Source organism: Paraburkholderia sp. A1RI-2L (genome assembly GCF_048957375.1).
Lineage (GTDB): Bacteria > Pseudomonadota > Gammaproteobacteria > Burkholderiales > Burkholderiaceae > Paraburkholderia.
The window spans coordinates 930,897-948,985 of record NZ_JARBTA010000003.1 but is presented as its reverse complement, the minus strand read 5'-3'; the positions used below and the strand labels follow the sequence as shown (position 1 = coordinate 948,985).

The window sequence follows — 18,089 nt, the reverse complement described above, 5'->3', positions numbered from 1 at the left end:
GGAGGCCAGCCCTGGTGAGACTGGCCTCGCGCGCGATTAGTGCTTGTTATCGACGCGCTTGGGCTTGGGCGGCGAGTCGATCTTGGCGTACTGGAATGCCGGGGTGGCCTTGAGCGCCTCCTTGGTTGCGCCCGGCAGATACAGGTTGCCGTTGCGCACGTCGAGCGAGGCGATAGGCACGGCCACGTCATGCGCGGCGACGCCGAGGAAACCGCCCGCTGCGACAATGGCGGCCGACACCGTGCCGTCTGGCGCGACGATGAGATCGCGCACCGTGCCGATCTTGGCGTTGTCGTCGTTATAGACGGCCTTGCCGAGCACGCTCTTCTTCACGCTCCAGCCTTCGAGCAGCGCCTGCGATTGCTCGACCGTCACGGAAAGCGGCTGTGTGCCGGCTACCTGGGCTTGCGCACCTGCGCTGGCCACGCTTGCGGCCACAACCGCAACCGTCAACATCGTCATGCGGAAAGACATTTACCGTACTCCTGATTCAAGGTTCTGCTTCAAGGTGAATGCGCGGCGGGGGCTGCGCGGAACAACAATCGAGCCGTAATACTAGCGGGATTGAAGAAGCAGCGTGGGCAAGGTGCACGCCAGCTTGACGCGTTGAAAAGAAGCACAAGTAACGCGCCATCCACGCGCAGTCCCCACTTGACACCTTGAATTTCGCGTCTTAATGTGTGGGCGCAGATCTAGATAAGAGACTATCTGTAAGGTGGTCTCTTATGCGCGTCGCAATTGCATTGGCCTCTTACAGTACACATACTGGAGGCAGATTGTGCAATCGGTCGCGATCAAGATTCGTGGCGTCGACGACGTCATTTCCTTCATCGATTCCTGTCGTGGCATTCCCGGTCGAGCCGGCGTTGTGTGGTGGCTCGCACTAGGCGGACTGTTTCTCGACGCATTCTCCAATTCCGCATTGAGCGCAGGCCTCGGGCCCATGGCTCGCGATCTCCATCTGGACGCGGCGCAGGTCGCGCTGATGACGTCGTTCGCTTCATGGGTCGCTATTGCGTTCAATCCCATTGGCGGCTGGATGGCCGACCGCTGGGGCCGCGTGCGTCCGCTCGTGCTGGCGAAATGCCTGGCCGTGTCCGGCGCCGTGCTCGTGATGTTCGCACCGGGCTACGCGGTCATTCTCGCGGGGCGCTTCTTCGTGGGCATGGCCTACGGCATCGACTTCGCGATTGCGATGGCGATGCTCGCGGAGTTCACGCCCGCGCGCCTGAAAAGCCGGCTCAATGCATGGCAAGGCATGTGGTACACGGCCGTCTGCCTGAATCTCGTGCTCGCGCTGCTATTTCATTCGTGGCACGTGGGCGATTCGATCTGGCGTTATTCGATTGCGGCCACCGCGATATTCGGCGTGGCGATTCTGGTGCTGCAATTGCTGTACCTCGTCGAAAGCCCGATGTGGCTCGCGCGCAAAGCGCGTCTCGACGAAGCCGCCGATGCGATGAGCCGCATCTATGCGCGGGCATTCGTGGCCGCGCCGTTGGGGGAGCGCATTCCTGTGCTCAATCAGGCGCAGCGCGGCTTCGCCAATATTGCGCTGATCTTTCGCGGCGTTTATCTGCCGCGCACGATCCTGGCGGCCACGGTGCAGATCGCGCAGTCCATCCAGTACTTCGCGATTGGCTGGTATCTGCCGCTCATCAGCGCGTCGCTGTTCGGCAAGGACTTCGTCTATGCGACGCTCGGCGCGCTGCTCTTCAATCTCTTCGGCATTGTGGGCGGGTTCATGTCGCCGGTCGTGGGCAAGGTCATCGGCTTGCGCCGCGCTTCCGCGTTCGGCTTCGCGGCGGTCTTCGCGATGTTGCTGATACTCGGCCTTTATAGCGCGAAGATGCCGTTGTGGCTTGCCGCCATCGTGCCATCGCTGTTCATCCTGTTTCATTCGTCCGGGCCGGGTGCGAACGGCAAAACCCTTTCTTCGCTGTCGTTTCGCAGCGAGTTGCGCGCGGGCGCCAATGGCGTCGTGGGCGCGCTCGGCTCGATTGGCGCCGCGCTCGGCTTGTTTGTTTTTCCGCTGTTTCGCGCGCGCTACGGGCTCGAGCATACCTTTCTCATTCTCGCCGTCGTGCCGCTCGTCGCCAGCGTGATCTGCTTCGTGATTCGCTGGGATCCCACGCGCACGACCGTCACGCCCGATAACGAGTCCGGCGCGCCGCAGTTCGGCGGCGACGCGGCGCGCGAGAGCACCTTCATGAATCCTGCGATGGAGAAGTCCCAGCGATGACCCGAACCCAGCAAGTCATTCTCGCCATCGACGAAGGAACGTCGGGCACGCGCGCCGCCGTGGTGGATGCGCGCGGCCACGTGTCCTGTCTCGAGTATCGTCCGCTGCAGGTGCAAAGCCCACGGGCAGGCGTCGTGGAGCAGGACGCGAACGTCACGCTCGCGAAGACCATCGAAGTCTGCCGGGCGACGCTCGCATGCGCCGCCGCCGAGGGCCTGGAGGTGGTGGCGCTGGCCATTGCCACGCAGCGCGCCACGGCGGTGCTTTGGGACACGCAAAGCGGACGTGCGCTCGTGCCGGCGATGGTCTGGCAGGACACGCGCTACGCCGGCGAGCTCGCGGAGCTGGCAGAGCGCTGGGACCGCACGCTGCTCGAGCGCGTGGGGCGTCCCGTGGGCGTGCGCTCGCCGTATCTGTGGGCCGTCCATCATCTGCGCGAAACGCCTGGCGTGATCGAAGCGCAGCGCGCGGGACGGCTCGCTTTCGGCACTGTCGACAGCTGGCTGTTGTGGCATCTGTCGAACGCAGGCGTTTGTGTGACCACGCCCACCAATGCGACCTCCGCGAGTGCCTATGTGCTTGCCGAGCACCGCTATTGCGCGGACTGGCTCGATGCGCTGGGCTTTCCTCATGCGCTGCTGCCGCAATTGCGCGAGGACGCCGACATGTTCGGTCACACGCGCGCCGACGTGCTTGGCATCGACGTGCCCATTCTCGCCTGTGCCGGCGACCAGCTCGCGGGCGCGGTGGGGCTCGGCTGCCTCGACCGCGGCCAGTCGCTGTGCGTGCACGGCACGGGCAGCTTCGTCGACTTGTTGATCGGCACGGATTTGCCGCACGACGCGGGCGGCCACGAAGGCACCTTGACCATGACGGCGCGCCGCCACGACAAGGTCTCGCATTTCTCGCTCGAGACCTTCGTGCCGACCACGGGTTCCGCGCTGAACTGGATCTGCGAAAAGCTTCAATGGTTCGACGAGCCGAAGCAGATCAGCGCGCTTGCGGCCACCGTGCAGGGCTCGCGCGGCGTGGCGTTCCTGCCCGCGCTGACCGGCATGCGCGTGCCGCAATTGCAGCCAGGGGCGCGCGCTTCGCTCGCGGGCCTGTCGATCGCCACCACCAGGGCCGAGGTGGCCTACGCGATTCTCGAAGGCATCGCCCAGTCGGTGGCGCTGTGCAACGACGCGAACGCAGCGGTGGCCAAGGTGAACGCCGCAGAGCTGATCGTGGGCGGCGGCTTGTGCGCGAGCGACACGCTGTTGCAGGTTCAGGCCGATTTGAGCGGCGTGCCCGTGCGGCGCATGCGCGGGAGCGATCGCGCGAGCCTGCGCGGCGCGGCTTTCCTGGCGGGCGCGTCGGGCCTGCTGTGGGAGTCGCTGCACGCCGCGCGCGCAACGCTTGCGACCGACGCGGTGTTCGAGCCGCGCGCGTCGGCGGACGCCCGAGAGCAGCGCCGCGCCTCATGGCGCACGCGCGTGGAGCATGAGCTTGCCCACGCGAATGCATTCGAACAAGGCTGAGCAGGAGAACGAACTACATGGTGTGGATTCCATCGAGAAAGGCCAATCGCGAGCGGGCGAGCATGACGGGAACGGAGCCGCTGCGTCTCGTGCGGGCCGAGCAGCTCGACCGGCTCGCGAGCGAGACGTTCGATATCGCCATCGTGGGCGGCGGCGTGACCGGCGCCTATGCGGCGCTCGACGCGAGCTTGCGCGGCTATCGCGTCGCGCTGGTGGAGAAAAGCGACTTCGCTGCGGGCACCTCGTCGAAGTCGTCGAAGATGGTGCACGGGGGCCTGCGCTACATCGAGCAGGGCAATCTCGGCCTCGTGCGGCATTCGCTGCTCGAGCGCCAGCGCCTGCGCCGCAATGCGCGCCATCTCGTGCAGCGCCTGCCGTTTCTGTTCCCGGTGATGGAGCGCGATGGCGTATTCGACAAGCGCCTCGCCAAGGCCTTCGAAAGCCTGCTGTGGACCTACGACCTCGCGGGCGGCTGGCGCGAAGGCATCCTCCACCAGAAGCTTACCAAGGCCGAGGTGCTCTCGCATTGCCCGACCTTCAACGAAACGTATTTGACGGGCGGCTTCATGTACTTCGACGCGCGCGTGGACGACGCGCGCCTCACGCTCAATATCGCGCGCACGGCGGCCTTTCACGGCGCGGCCGTGGTCAATCACGCGCAGGCGATGGAAGTCACGCGCAACGAGCAAGGGCGCGTGGATGGCCTGATCGTGCACGCGGATGCCCGCGAGCTGCGCGTGAGGGCGGGCGTGGTCATCATGGCGACGGGAGTTTGGCTGCGCGACTGGAGCGGCCGCAGGAAGGGCGATCAGCCCGCTCTGCAGATTCGCCCGGCGAAAGGGGTGCACGTGGCCATTCCGTGGCTGAAGATCCGCAACGACTGCACGGTGACGATTCCCGTGCCGGGCCGCAGCCGGCGCGCGACCATCACGCGCTGGGGCAACGTCTCCTATCTGGGCACAACCGACGAAGACTATCGCGGCGATCTCAACGACGTTTGTTGCACGCGCAAGGAGCTCGATTTTCTGCTTGAGGGCGCATGCTCGGCGCTGAAAACCGACTTGCGTGCCGAGGATGTGGTGGGCAGCATCGCCGGCTGTCGTCCACTGGTCGGGCCGCCCGGTGGAAAGACGCTGGAAATGAAGCGCAATCACGAGATTCACGTCGCACCCGATGGGCTCGTCACGATCGTCGGCGGCAAGCTGACCACCTCGCGGCACATGGCGGAGCAGACCATCGACACCGCCCAGAAAGTCATCGGCAAGCGCGCCCGCTGCACGACGAAGTCGGCGTATCTGCTGGGCGCGGCGGGCTATGACGCTCAGGCGATCGTCGCTTCGGGCGGACTGGGCGCGCATTTCGGCGAACGTTACGGCACGGAAGCGCGCTTCGTCACGGATCTGGCGCAGGCCGATCCGCAGCTTTTGCGGCCCATTGTCGACGGCCTGCCCTATACCGAAGCCGAAGTCCTCTACGCCGCACGCCACGAACTCGCCTGCACCGTCGACGACGTGCTGTCGCGGCGCATGCGCGCGCGCCTGATGGCGCGCGATGCCTCAGCGCGCGCCGCCGCGCGCGTGGGCGACATTCTGCAGGCCGAGCTGGGCCTGCCGCCTGCCACCGTTGCAAGTCAGGTGAGCGACTACGTCGCCGCTGTCGAGCACGATAAATCCGTCCTTATGGGAGATACAGCATGATCAGCAAGGAAGCCATCAAGCGAGGCTATAACCGCGGCAATTACATCGTGGGTGCGCACACGCCGCCGCCCTGGGCGGCAGGCATCGACAAGCCCGGCACCGAGGCGGGCCTGCAGCGCGACCCGGTTGCGCTCACGCGAGAGCAGCTCGACGCGCTGCGCGCGGCCGCCGACGAAGTGCTCACGCAGAACGCCGAGGTGGTCGCGTTCACGCGCGACTGGTGGGCACGCTCGATGGTCACCGAGACGGCGGGCAAGCCCGCCACGCCGCGTGCGGTCATCGTACGCGTATCGACGGTGGAGCAGGTGCAGGCCGTATTGCGCATCGCGCACGCCGGTGCGATACCGGTGACGCCGTCGGCGGGCCGCAGCAACGTCACAGGCGCGGCGCTGCCGTTGCGCGGCGGCATCGTGCTCGACGTCTGCGGGCTGAACCGCTTTGTCGGCTTCGATCGCGAGAGCCAGATCGTCGAGGTCGAAGCGGGCATGTTCGGCGACATCTTCGAGGAGACCATCCAGCGCGAATACGGCATGACGATGGGGCACTGGCCATCGTCGTATGCGATCAGCACGGTGGGCGGCTGGGTGGCGTGCCGCGGCGCGGGGCAGCTTTCCACGCGCTACGGCAAGATCGAGGACATGGTGTTCGGCATGGACGTGGTATTGGCCGATGGCCGGCTTGTCACTGTGGGCGGATACTCGCGCGCGGCCGTGGGCTCCGATCTGCAACAGCTTTTCATCGGCTCGGAAGGCACGCTCGGCGTGATCGTGCGGGTGCGCCTGAAGCTGCATCGCCTGCCCGACTACGGGCGCGCGATTGCATACGGCTTCGAGTCGTTCGCCACCGGGCTCGACGCATGCCGCGAGATCCTGCAGCGCGGCGCGAACCCGGCGGCGCTGCGGCTCTACGACGAACTCGAAAGCGGCGTGCAATTCGGCCTGCCCAATACAAACGTGCTGCTGGTGGCCGACGAAGGGCCGCGCGAGATGGTGGATGCGGTGCTGACGATCAGCGAGCGCGTGTGCGCGGCGGTCGGCGAGCGGCTCGATCACGAGGCCATCTTCGAGCGCTGGCTCGATACGCGCTACCTCACGGGCAAGAGCGCCGAAGGCTTCAAGCGCAGCCCTGGCTTCGTGGCCGATACGCTCGAAATGATCGGGCCGTGGAAAGATCTCGCGGCCATCTATCGCGACGTGGTGGCGGCCATCAACGCGGTGCCGGGCACGCTCGCGGGGTCGGCGCACCAGTCGCATGCCTATGTGGACGGCGCGTGTCTCTATTTTTCGCTGCGCGGCGAGGTGGACGTGGCCTCGCGCGCACAGTGGTATCGCGCGGCATGGGATGCAGCGAATGCGGTGATCATCCGGCACAATGCCACGCTGAGCCATCATCACGGCGTGGGCCTGTTGCGCTCGCCGTACATGAGCGATTCGCTGGGCTCGGCATTTCCCGTGCTGCAGGCCATCAAGCGCACGCTCGACCCGCAGAACATCCTCAACCCCGGAAAGCTCGGCTTGACTGACGAGCTGCTCCACGAAACCCAGTAACGATACCCATGGACAGGTCACTTGGCGGGCGCCTCACGCGCCATCCGGTCATTGCGACGCTCTACGGCGCCGACGAGATCGAGTGCTTCGTGCAAAGCGCGGCGGAAGTCGCCATCGTTGCGAACGTCGATCTGCGCAAGCTGCACCGGGTCGTGGCGGCGCTCGCGAAGGCGGACAAGTACGTCATCGTCAATATCGACAGTTGCGACGGCCTTTCGCAGGACAAGGGCGGCGTGGAATATCTGGCGGACATTGGCGTGACGAGCCTTGTTTCCACCCGCGTGGCCACGATCCAGCGCGGCAACCGGGCCGGTCTCGTCACGATGCAGAAGGTCTTCGTGACGGACCGCTCGACCTGGCCGCGCAGCGTGAAGGCGCTCGAGCAGAGCGACCCGAACCTCGTGCAGCTGATGCCCGCGCCCATGCTCGCGCGGCTTTCGGCACAGGACCGCAAGGCGTTGCCTCCCATTGTCGCGTCGGGCTTCGTGTGCAACGAAGCGGACGTGCTCGGCATTCTCGGCGGCGGCGCCGTGGCGGTGTCGACCAGCGACACCGAACTCTGGAATCTCGACCTCGAAGGTCGCACTCTTGGCATTGCAGGAGCAATGAATGGCTAAGCGTTATTTGCAGGTGATCGCGCATTACTACGCAAAGGCGGGCAATGGCGATACGGTGGCGGCGCGGCTCGCCGAACTGGCGGTGGCCACGCGCACCGAGCCGAAGAACCGCTATTACGAGTACTTCCGCTCGCCGGAGCGGCCCGGGCACTTCGTGATTCTCGAGCAGTACAGCGATGCCGACGGTCTCGCCGAGCATCGCGAGACGCCGCATTTCCAGCGCATCGGCGTGGGGGAGATCATTCCGCTGCTGGAGCGGCGCGAGGTGAGCAGCTATATGGTGGAGGAGAGCGCCGCATGATCGTGCGGGCGCACGACCCGGGCCTGCGTGAAGGCGGCTCGGGTCGTGAAATCGCGATCAGGGCACGCGCGTGCGCGTGACATCGACCATCGGCGCGACCGGTGCGACTGGCGCAACCGGCGCCGCATCCACGCCCATCTCGTCGGCGTCGAACGCCATCGCCTGCGGCCGGCCTTTTGCGCGCCGCAAGCCCTTCCCGATCATCAGCAGGTGGTAGTAGAGCCGCGCGCTCAATCCGTACCGGTACGCGTGGAGGTTGCCGAGCGCGAGGCTCAGGCCTTCGCGCGCCTGGCTGTTGCGCGCGTAGAGCGAAACCACGATCGGCACGAACCGGCGCATGGCGAGCTTGCGCGCGGGTTCGAGCTCGGGCGGCAGCGTCAGTCCGTGGAGGAAGCGCCAGGCCGCGAGCGACGAAGCGCTGGTGGTATTGCGCGTGGACTGCGAAACCGAGACATCGGTTTTCCGGTAGTACGAGACATGTTCGTCGATGTAGCACACGCCCCGCGCCGCGAGGCACAGGCGCACGCCGAAAACGTAATCGCAGCACACGGCATGCTGCTCGTCGTAGCTGATTTGCTTGACGAGCGCGGCGTCGGCGAGCCAGCCATTATTCGGGAACATCTGCACGATGCCGGTGCGCCCAGGCAGGGTTTGCAGCCCAGCCGCCGCGCTCGTGCGGTGATACGCGTGATTCATGTGCTCGCTCGAGGCGTGGTCCACGCTGCCGTCGTGGTCGACTTCGTATTGATTGCCGAACGCGGCCTGAATCCCGGGGTAGCGCTCCCATTGCGCGAGCAGGCGCTCGATGCAGCGCTCGGCGAGGTAGTCGTCGTCGTGGATCAGCAGGATCTTGTCGCCGGTTGCGCGCGCAAACAGGCTCGCGACGTTGCGCGCCTGACCGAGCGCGGGCGTGTTGCGCCGATACGCGATGCGCGCGTCGTTGCCGTACCGTTCGGCGATCATGTGCTCGGTCTGGTCATCGTGCGAGTCGTCGCCGATCACGATTTCGATATTCTTGTGCGTCTGCGCAAAGCACGATTCGATGCAGTCGATCAACAGATCCGGCCGCTTGTACGTGGGCAGACAAATCGAGACTTTGGTTGTTATCGTCATGGGCCTACCCCTTGTTCCTTCGGGACGATGAAGAGGTTCGCATTGCGAACGCCATTCGGCTGGCATGACGGTAAGCCAACAAAACTAGAAAGAAATGAAAAATAAATCGTAAGCCGGAGTCATGCGGGAAAACACGCATCTGGCGGGAATTCCGCGCGAATGGTACGAGAGTTTGAAAAGAAAATCGAAAGCGGCCAGCAAGTGCCGTGCCGCGCGGCCCGCAAAGTCGAGCGGCCGTCGGCAAAGCCGCGCCCGTCGGGCTTCTTGCCCTAAATTCGCATAGGTCTGCACGGCGCCGGAAGAGACTCGAAAAAGCCGTATGGAAGGGGCGTGCATTGCGCCTGGCGCCGTGGGTTTGGCGCCACCGGATTATTTCCTTTAAGAGCGGCGCCTATTAACAGTCGAACAGAGAAAATAATTCTGCGGCTGGCCGGCGGCGGCCGGAATTATGAAAACACTTTCTACAGTCTGCCGCGTAGCATGATCGTCCATTCAATCAGCGACAGAACAACGGATCATGGGCGACAAACTGCACTATTTCGATTACGCGGCCACGACGCCGGCCGACCCGCGCGTGATCGCCGCGATGGGCGAATGCCTTGGCATCGAGGGTGCATTCGGCAATCCGGCCTCCAGTTCGCACGCGGCGGGCACGAAGGCGCGCGGTCTCGTGGAAGCGGCGCGCGCACAGGTGGCGGCGCTGATCGGCGCGGCATCCGACGAAATCGTCTGGACCTCGGGCGCCACCGAATCGAACAATCTCGCGCTGAAGGGCTATGCCGATGCGGCCACGGGCGCGCGCCATCTGATCACGAGCTGCCTCGAGCACAAGGCGATTCTCGACACCATGGCGAGTCTCGAGCAGCGCGGCATGGCGCTCACCTATGTGCGCCCCGATGCCGACGGCACCATCGGCGTAGAGGCCGTGAAGGCGGCGCTGCGCAGCGACACCGGTCTCGTTTCGCTCATGCTCGTGAACAACGAGATCGGCACGCTCACGGACATCGCCGCGATCGCGCCGATCGTGCACGAAGCGGGCGCGCTGCTGCACGTGGATGCGGCGCAGGCGCTCGGCAAGACGCCCATCGACGTGAAGGCGATGGGCATCGACTTGCTGTCGATGTCGGCGCACAAGGTCTATGGGCCCAAGGGCATTGGGGCGCTCTATGTGCGCCGCGAGGTGGCCGCGCGCATCGCGCCGCAGATGCACGGCGGCGGCCACGAGCGCGGGCTGCGCTCAGGCACGCTGGCCACGCACCAGATCGTGGGCATGGGCACGGCCTGCGCGCTGGCCGCTGCACAGATGGAGGCCGACACGCAGCGCATCGCGGGCCTGGCCGCACGCCTGCTCGACGGCGTGCGTGGCCTCGAAGGCGTGACGCAAAACGCGCGCGCGGCGCGCCGGATCGCGCATACGCTGAGCCTCACCATCGACCTGCCTGGCTTTTTCCCGTTCATGTTGTCCGCCGATCTTGCCGTGTCGTCCACTTCGGCGTGCAACTCCGCCTCGGGCGCGCCTTCGCACGTGCTGAGCGCGCTGGGGCTCGACGCCGAGGCGGCCAGCCGCACGCTGCGCTTCAGCATCGGCCGCTATACGACGCAGGAAGACGTCGATCATGCGATCGCGTGCATTCGCGCCGTGGTCGCACAATCCGCGACGAACGCGGCGGCCTGTGCGCGCGCCGCGTGAACGGTGATCGATGACCGGTGACTGGCAAGGGGGGCGTATGCCGATTCTTTTTCCCGGCGCGTCCCGCTTGCACCTCGCAACGCCTCGTGCAGGCGTTCAAGCAGACCCTTGCCTCGATTGGCTGACCTTCAATCGCCTGAATCGAGCGCGTGAGCGCGCTTACGAAAGCGGCTTCGAATCCGGCGTCGGATTGCCAAGGTCGTCGGTCGGCAGCCATTGCTGATCGAACGCCGCCACATAGAGCGCCCACTGCGGCGCGCCCAGATCGACAAGCAACGCGCCGTCCTGCCAGATGTCGTTGTGGTCGTTGCTGTCGTCGCCGGGGCGATGAATGAATTCGCCCTTCGACCCCTGGTTCATGTGCACGTCGTGCACGCCGTTGCCTTCGCTATAGAAGCGGCCGAACACGTAGACGTCGAAGCCCGACTGCATCGCGCGCACCAGCAGGCGCTCCAGCGTGGCGACCGGCTCGACTGCGTTCGAGCCGTCCATGACGTCGCTGTCGCGCCAGTTGCCGGTGTTGGCGAGAAAGTCGCTGCGCTGGAAATCGAGCGCGGGCAGCGCGTCCTGCCCGGTGAGATCGTGCGAGCCGGATGCGGCGCTCTGGAGCGTCGCGAGCACGGGGTGGCTGAAGTCGAACGGCAGCTTGTACTTGAGCAGATCGTCGGCGTCGGTGGTGCCGACGTTCACCGCGATGTCCCATTGCGCGCCCGCGACCGAGAGCCCGAAATGCAGGTGGTACTGCACTTCATGAGGCCGCTGCGTGGGTTTGAGTTTCGGCGTGGTCACGATCTTGCCTTTCGCGTAGCCGTAGGGAAGTGCCATTGCTTGCATCTCCTCGAAGTGGGGCCGCCCATCATCGCGCCGCTGCGTGACAGGGGTGCGGCGCGCGTTGCCTCAACTCTGAGCGGCCCACTGCGCGAGTGTGGCCACCGTGTTCATGTTGCGCGCGGTGCCGTTTTTCGCGGCGGGAATCTTGAGCTTCGAGCGCGCGATGCCGTCCTGGTAGTACACGTAGATCTCGCGCGTGCCGAGGGCCATGAGTTCCGAGCCCTGGCCGCTCGCCTTCTCCAGCGCGTCGGCGCTTGCGGCGGTGTCAAGAAAGATTGCGAGCGTGCGCTCGGGAGGCGCGCTCGGGAAGGGGTTTGCCGCGAGCACAGCGGCCATTTCGTCGGCGGTGCGCAGCAGCACGCCAACCGGCTTGCCCGCGTAATCTTCGAGGCTGCGTTCGAGTTGTTTCTTCACGCTCGCGGCCGCTAGCCGGCTCTGGAAGACGACGTTGCCGCTCGCGATATAGGTGCGCACGCCGGCAAAGCCGAGCGCCTCGCATATCGCGCGCAGCTCGGTCATTGGGAGCTTGCCGGTGCCGCCGACGTTCACGGCGCGCAGCAGGGCGATAAAGGTAGGCATGCGCGCATGATACAGCGGTTCGCGCGAAGCGCGGGGTGCGTGGCGGTATCATCGAAACGATGGGGCGCGCCATTCCGGCGCGTCGGCGAAGCGAAGAGTGAATACGCATGAAGACGTTGCTGATCGTCTATCACACAATGACCGGAGGCACGCAGCAAATGGCCGAAGCAGCGGCGGCGGCCGCGCGCGAGCAAGCGGGCGTCGCGGTGAAGCTGCAGCGCGCGGATGCCACGCAACCCGAAGACGTGCTCGCCGCGGACGGCTATCTGTTCGCGACGCCCGAGAATCTCGCGGCCATGTCCGGGCTGATGAAGGACTTCTTCGACCGCAGTTACTACGCGGCGCTCGACCGCGTGAACGGCCGCCCCTACGCGGTCATGATCTGCGCGGGCAGCGACGGCCAGAACGCGCTGCGCCAGATCGATCGCATCGCCACGGGCTGGCGGCTAAAGACGGTGGCGCCGGGCGTGATCGTTTGCACCCATGCGCAGACGCCTGAACGCATTCTCGCGCCCAAGACCATCGGTGCCAACGATCTCGAACGCTGTGCGGAACTGGGCGCGGGGCTGGCCGCCGGACTCGCGCTCGGTGTCTTTTGAAGCGCGCGTTTTCTCGTGCGCTTTTTATTCCGCTTTTTCATCCATTAATCCGCGCATTGCCCGGCTTCGAACACGGCATCGTTACGCCTGAAAAACTGAGATGAGGTGCCGCGCCCGCCTTTCATAATGCGCATCTCACCGATTAAATGCAGGATGACGAATTAATGAGATCGAGGTTGAAAGTGCGGCGGCACGGCGTTGTTTGGGGCGTCCTGCTGAGTGTCCTGATTGGCGCCGGCGGCATGCTGTCGGGGTGTGCGCTCGATATGGAGCGGAAGTCCCCGGTTTTCGCGATGCATTGCCGGCAGGTGAGCGCGGGGTACTACTGCGTGCAGCCGGGCGATACGCTCGCCAGGATCGCGCTGGGATTCGGACGCACGCCACAAGACATCGCGAGCTGGAACGATCTGGCGGCCGGCGCCCCGCTGCGCGTGGGCCAGGTGCTGCGGGTGGCGCCGCAGGATGCCGGGCCGGCGCAGGCGAATCCCGCGCCTGCGGGCGCCGACCAGGCTGCGGAAACGTCAGGCGCTACGCCCGCGGCTGCATCGCCGCAATTCGTCTGGCCGGTCAACGGCATGGTCGTGCGCGAGTTCGGCGAAGGCGGCTCGCGCGGCATCGAGATTGCCGGCAGCGCGGGCAGCCCGATCAAGGCCGCCGCCGCGGGACGCGTCGTCTATGCGGGCGACGGCATCAAGACCTATGGCCTCATGGTCATCCTCAAGCACGACAATGGCTTCGTGACGGCCTATGGCAATAATCGCCGTCTGCTCGTTCGTGAAGGCGATGCGGTGCAGCAGGACGCAGCCATTGCCGAAATGGGCGTGCAAGGCGACGGCGCGGCGCTGCTTCAGTTCGAGATGCGCGAAGGCAGCCACGCGGTGGATCCATTGGCGCATCTGCCGGCGGACTCGGGGCCGGTCGCGGAGTGAGCCTTGCGGCCCGAGCGCTTTGTATCGCGCGCCGCCGTCGCCTGCACTAGCCCTGTGCGGCGCTCGCGACGCGGTTGCGGCCGGCGCGCTTGGCGGCATAGAGCGCTGCGTCGGCGGCGGCGATCAGCGCATGGGGCACCGCGCTAGCAGCCGGGTTGGGCGCGCCGCCCGGGCTGCTCGTGGCGCAGCCGGCGCTCACGGTGACCCGGCCCGCCGGCGCAGGCGAGGGCATGGCGAGCTGCGCGACTGCCGCGCGTGCGCGTTCTGCGACGGTGCAGGCTTCGTCAGCGTTGGCGCCGGGCAGCACCAGCGCGAACTCTTCGCCGCCGTAGCGCGCGACGAAGTCGCCGGGGCGCAGCGTGAGTGCGAGCGCCCCGGCCACGGCGCTGAGGCACGCATCGCCGTGCAGGTGGCCGTGGGCATCGTTGTAGAGCTTGAAGTGATCGACGTCGACCATCACGAGCGAAAGCGGTTGCGCACCGCGCGCCGCACGCTCGAACAAACGGCGGAACTGCTCGTCGAAATAGCTGCGGTTGTACACGTGCGTGAGCGCGTCATGCGCCGATGTCTGGATCAGCGAGGCATGCTCTTCCGATAACTGCCGGTAGAGCGCCGTGACTTCCCAGACCAGCACGCACACCAGCACGCCCGGCGCGAACATGCTGAAGATGCGGGCCACGTACCAGCCCAGCGTGAAGCGCTCGATGCTCAGCGTATTGAGCGCGGCGTCGACGAGCGAGGCGAGCAGCGCCACCACGATCCACCAGTCGAGCACGAGCCGCAGCCGACCCTTCAACAGGACGACGGCGATGGCCACAAGGTTGAGCGCGCAGATGACGAGCCCCATGGAACCGGCGGCCAGCTCTGCTGGCGCAATCCGCGTGGCGGCCGACGCTGCCGTGGACGCATGCCACGGCTCGGCCAGATCGACGCGAACCACGAACACCCCGAGCGCCGCGGCGAGCATCGCGGGGCCGGCGATCAGGAGCCAGGCGCGGGCATCGAGGCCCAGGCCCGCGCGCTGGGACGGGTCGTCCGGCGCGCGGCTGCGCACCAGTTCGGCCACGATCACGAGCGCGGGGAAGCCCGCGTGCCAGAAGACCCACATCCACGCCGCGCTATACGGGCCCGCACCCAGCAATCCCGTGCGCGTGAAAACGCCGGGAAACATCAGCAACTGCAATGCAACGGTAATGGCGGTGAAAGCATAGGCGCCCCCGAGCGCGCCGAGCATCGGCAAACGCGTGACCGCGAAGCGCGCGCCGAGCATGAACGCCGCAATGCCCGACGTGGTGAACACGGTCAGCGCGCACATCGGCATGAATGGGCCGATGGCGGGCAGGGCGTCGCGGGCGCGCGGCGCCGTCAGCGCGAGTGTGAGCATGATCGCGAGCGCGCAGAGGCTGGCGAAGATTGCCTGCCTGCGCGTAGCGGGTCCTATCAACAAGCCGTACATGGAGCCCCGTGGCGTCGAGCGTGTGTGTTCGCAACTCCGGGGAGGCGCCGTGCGCGCCGCCGGTTGCGCAGCTATTTTGCGCCGATTCGCCTGCCGATGGGGCGCGAATTAGCGGGCGGCCCCGCTGCTCAGGGATCACTCGGCGGGCAGCGCGGCCGGCATGCGCAGCCGGTACCGGGGCACCGCCTGGACGACGAGTTCAACCGCCTCGTCACCGATTTTCTGAAACGCTGAAACGCCGCACATCATCGAGTGGACGCATCCCATGAAAGACGTTTTGACGCCGACGTTGCGATCGTCGGCTATGGTCCCAGCGCGCGCTGCGCTGGATACGCAACGACGGCACGGAGATCATGCGCATCGAGCATCCGCCTTCGACGCTGGGCACCCGGACGCGCTTTTTCAACATCTACCAGCCGACGATGGAAGCGACGTTGCGCGAATGCGCAACCCGGCATGCACAGATCGACGTGCGCTATGGCATGGATGTGGTATCGCTGGATCAGGACGAAACGGGCGTCACGTTGACGGCGAAAGACGTCGCGACGGACGCGAAGACCAGCGTGCGCGTGCGCTATGCGATCGGCTGTGACGGCGGGAGCAGCGCGACTCGCGGCGCGCTCGGCGTGAAGCTGCTCGGCGATACGCTGGAAGTGCTGTGGATCGTCATCGACTGCCGGGTGAAGCGCTGGAGGGCGGACCGCAATCTGCTGACCTTCTGGTCCGACAAGGAGAGGCCGGTCGTGGACGTCGCGCTTTCAGGCGGCAATCACCGCTGGGAACTGCCGCTCAAGCCGGGCGAGACCGAAGCGGACTTCTCGACGAACGAGCAGGTGTGGCCGCTGTTCGAGGCGCTGGGCGTAAGCGCAGACGACGTCGAAATTCATCAGCACGCGTTCTACCGCCACCGCACCCGGATGGATACGATCTCATGGTCGTGTGACCCGCGAGACATCGGGGTAAACATCGGTGTCGCCACAAAATGCTTTCGAATGGTTGGCATACGGAGTATATTGGTTGGCACACGAACCAAGCAGAGAATTGAGGAGGTGTCATGCAGTTTTATCTCAACGGATTCCGTACCGGTGACCCGATGACCGATTCACCGGCCGATGGTGCGCCGCATTCCGCGCTGCCCGATACGGTTGACGTGCTCATTGCGGGAAGTGGGCCCGCGGGGCTCGTGCTCGCGGCACAGTTGTCGCAATTCCCGACAATCCGGACGCGCATCGTCGAGCGTCGCGGCGGCCCGCTGCTGATGGGGCAAGCAGACGGCGTCGCGTGCCGGACCGTAGAGATGTTCGAAGCGTTCGGGCTCAGCGATCGCCTGTTGCGCGAAGCCTGTTGGGTCAACGAAACGGTGTTCTGGCGGCCCGATGCGCAGGATCGAAGCGCGATCAAGCGTACCGGACGTGTGCAGGATACCGAAACAGGGCTTTCTGAATTTCCGCACGTCATCGTGAATCAGGCGCGCATTCAGGACTATCTGCTCGATGTCATGCGCCGGACCACGCAGCGTTTCGAACCCGATTACGGCCTCGAAGTGGTCGACGTGCAACGCGACGACAGCCACGACTACCCCGTACTCGTCACCCTGCAACGCACCGGTGCAAGCGGACCTCAGGAAACGGTCACGATACGCGCACGTTACGTTGTGGGTTGCGATGGTGCGCGCAGCCGCGTGCGGACAGCCATCGGACAGCAACTACGCGGCGACGCCGCCAATCACGCGTGGGGCGTGATGGACGCGCTGGCCGTCACCGACTTTCCGGACATCAGGCTCAAAGCGGCGATTCAGTCGGCGAACAAAGGCAATCTGCTCATCATTCCCCGGGAAGGCGGCTATCTGGTCCGCTTCTATGTCGATCTTGGCGAAGTCACGCCGGCAAACCGCGACGACATCAAGCAGACCACCGTCGAGCGCATCATCGAGACGGCGCAGGGCATCCTGCACCCGTATTCGCTGGACGTGAAGGAAGTGGTGTGGTTCTCGGTATATGAAGTGGGCCAGCGTCTGACCGACCGCTTCGACGACGCAATCGCGCCCGACGGCACGGTTCGCGAGCCCCGGATCTTCATCGCGGGAGATGCCTGCCACACGCATAGCGCGAAGGCCGGCCAGGGCATGAACGTCTCGATGCAGGACGGGTTCAATCTCGGCTGGAAGCTGGGCGCGGTGCTGCAAGGGCGAAGCGATGCCATGCTGCTGCGCACGTATTCCGATGAGCGCCAACCCGTTGCGCAGGAGTTGATCGATTTTGACAAGCAGTGGTCGGCCATGATGGCCGCCCCTCCGAAGGATCCCGCCCGCCCGGAGGCAGGCGGCGTCGACCCCGCGGAACTTCAGGCGTACTTCGTTCGCGCGGGCCGCTACACGGCGGGTGTCGCTACACGCTATCGAGCGGGCACGTTGACCGGCGAAGCGACGCATCAGGCGCTTGCCACGGGCTTTCCAATCGGCATGCGATTTCATTCGGCGCCGGTCGTGCGCGTGGCGGATGCGAAACCCATGCATCTGGGCCATGCCGCCCGCGCGGATGGTCGCTGGCGTCTCTATGCCTTCGCGGACGCTGGCGGCGATGCGCTGCGGGCGTTATGCGATTACCTTGCCTGCGCGCCCGACTCCGTGTTGCGGCGGGCCACGCCGGAGCGTGCGGACATCGACGCGATTTTCGATGTGCGCGCGGTGTTGCAGCAGCCGCATCGCGAGGTCCGCTTCGAGGAGCTTCCCGCGCTCCTGCGGCCGCGCAAAGGGCGTTACGGCCTCGTCGATTACGAAAAGGCATTTACGTGCGACGCCGCGGCTGATATCTTCGAGGCGCGTGGCATCGACCGCGAGCGCGGCGCGATAGTCGTGGTTCGGCCGGATCAATATGTCGCCCACGTGCTTCCGCTGAATGCTTACGCGGAATTGAATGCCTTCTTCGGGCCGATACTCCTTATGCCCTGATTCAGGACGACACTGGAA

15 protein-coding genes and 1 pseudogene are annotated in these 18,089 nt (G+C 65.7%); 11 read left to right on the top strand and 5 right to left on the bottom strand.

Going from position 1 to position 18,089, the window contains the following annotated elements; genetic code table 11:
- Positions 1-36: 36 nt before the first annotated feature.
- Entirely contained in the window at positions 37-462 is a 426-nt protein-coding gene (locus tag PWP93_RS27500) for a PRC-barrel domain-containing protein (protein ID WP_421028003.1), read from the bottom strand.
- Positions 463-778: 316 nt separating this feature from the next.
- Here PWP93_RS27500 and PWP93_RS27495 point away from each other — a divergent pair, with 316 nt between their 5' ends.
- The 6 genes from PWP93_RS27495 to PWP93_RS27470 are packed head-to-tail and all read left to right on the top strand — an operon-like array spanning position 779 to position 7,924.
- Entirely contained in the window at positions 779-2,242 is a 1,464-nt protein-coding gene (locus PWP93_RS27495; RefSeq protein ID WP_421046822.1) for an MFS transporter, read from the top strand.
- Positions 2,239-3,762, top strand: coding sequence for an FGGY family carbohydrate kinase (locus tag PWP93_RS27490; protein ID WP_421046821.1), 1,524 nt, complete (start codon positions 2,239-2,241; stop codon positions 3,760-3,762). Before PWP93_RS27495 ends, PWP93_RS27490 begins: the two co-directional genes overlap by 4 nt.
- Positions 3,763-3,779: 17 nt before the next feature.
- Positions 3,780-5,459, top strand: coding sequence for an FAD-dependent oxidoreductase (locus PWP93_RS27485; RefSeq protein ID WP_421046820.1), 1,680 nt, complete (start codon positions 3,780-3,782; stop codon positions 5,457-5,459).
- Complete coding sequence (locus PWP93_RS27480; protein ID WP_421046819.1) at positions 5,456-7,006, top strand: FAD-binding oxidoreductase; 1,551 nt, start codon at positions 5,456-5,458, stop codon at positions 7,004-7,006. The genes PWP93_RS27485 and PWP93_RS27480 overlap by 4 nt, the downstream gene beginning before the upstream one ends.
- Before the next feature lie 8 nt (positions 7,007-7,014).
- A complete protein-coding gene (locus tag PWP93_RS27475) occupies positions 7,015-7,623 on the top strand; it encodes a glycerol-3-phosphate responsive antiterminator (protein WP_421046818.1) in 609 nt (202 codons plus the stop codon).
- Positions 7,616-7,924: a putative quinol monooxygenase gene (locus PWP93_RS27470; RefSeq protein WP_421046817.1), complete on the top strand. Its 309-nt coding sequence runs from the start codon at positions 7,616-7,618 to the stop codon at positions 7,922-7,924. Before PWP93_RS27475 ends, PWP93_RS27470 begins: the two co-directional genes overlap by 8 nt.
- A gap of 57 nt (positions 7,925-7,981) precedes the next feature.
- On the opposite strand, the gene PWP93_RS27465 is transcribed toward PWP93_RS27470, so the two are convergent.
- Positions 7,982-9,037, bottom strand: a complete 1,056-nt coding sequence (locus PWP93_RS27465; RefSeq protein WP_421046816.1) for a glycosyltransferase family 2 protein — start codon at positions 9,035-9,037, stop codon at positions 7,982-7,984.
- Between the two features lie 517 nt (positions 9,038-9,554).
- Here PWP93_RS27465 and PWP93_RS27460 point away from each other — a divergent pair.
- Positions 9,555-10,706: pseudogene (locus PWP93_RS27460) on the top strand (cysteine desulfurase family protein); the annotation flags it as partial.
- A gap of 180 nt (positions 10,707-10,886) precedes the next feature.
- On the opposite strand, the gene PWP93_RS27455 reads toward PWP93_RS27460, so the two are convergent.
- Complete coding sequence (locus PWP93_RS27455; RefSeq protein WP_421046815.1) at positions 10,887-11,552, bottom strand: DUF2278 family protein; 666 nt, start codon at positions 11,550-11,552, stop codon at positions 10,887-10,889.
- Positions 11,553-11,624: 72 nt separating this feature from the next.
- Positions 11,625-12,137, bottom strand: a complete 513-nt coding sequence (locus PWP93_RS27450) for a DUF1697 domain-containing protein (RefSeq protein WP_421046814.1) — start codon at positions 12,135-12,137, stop codon at positions 11,625-11,627.
- Positions 12,138-12,244: 107 nt separating this feature from the next.
- Between PWP93_RS27450 and PWP93_RS27445 the strand changes: the two genes are divergently transcribed.
- Both PWP93_RS27445 and PWP93_RS27440 read left to right on the top strand, forming a co-directional pair.
- Positions 12,245-12,736: a flavodoxin family protein gene (locus tag PWP93_RS27445; protein ID WP_421046813.1), complete on the top strand. Its 492-nt coding sequence runs from the start codon at positions 12,245-12,247 to the stop codon at positions 12,734-12,736.
- 164 nt (positions 12,737-12,900) lie between these two features.
- Positions 12,901-13,665 carry a peptidoglycan DD-metalloendopeptidase family protein gene (locus PWP93_RS27440; protein ID WP_421046812.1) on the top strand — a complete coding sequence of 255 codons (765 nt, stop codon included), beginning with the start codon at positions 12,901-12,903 and terminating at the stop codon, positions 13,663-13,665.
- A 46-nt stretch (positions 13,666-13,711) separates the two neighbouring features.
- On the opposite strand, the gene PWP93_RS27435 is transcribed toward PWP93_RS27440, so the two are convergent.
- The gene (locus tag PWP93_RS27435) at positions 13,712-15,121 is read right to left on the bottom strand and encodes a GGDEF domain-containing protein (protein ID WP_421046811.1); all 1,410 of its coding nucleotides are present in this window, start codon (positions 15,119-15,121) and stop codon (positions 13,712-13,714) included.
- Positions 15,122-15,474: 353 nt separating this feature from the next.
- Between PWP93_RS27435 and PWP93_RS27430 the strand changes: the two genes are divergently transcribed.
- Positions 15,475-16,218, top strand: a complete 744-nt coding sequence (locus PWP93_RS27430; protein ID WP_421046810.1) for an FAD-dependent monooxygenase — start codon at positions 15,475-15,477, stop codon at positions 16,216-16,218.
- Positions 16,176-18,071 (top strand): FAD-binding monooxygenase, encoded by a 1,896-nt coding sequence (locus tag PWP93_RS27425; RefSeq protein ID WP_421046809.1) that lies wholly within the window; start codon positions 16,176-16,178, stop codon positions 18,069-18,071. Before PWP93_RS27430 ends, PWP93_RS27425 begins: the two co-directional genes overlap by 43 nt.
- Positions 18,072-18,089 lie beyond the last annotated feature (18 nt).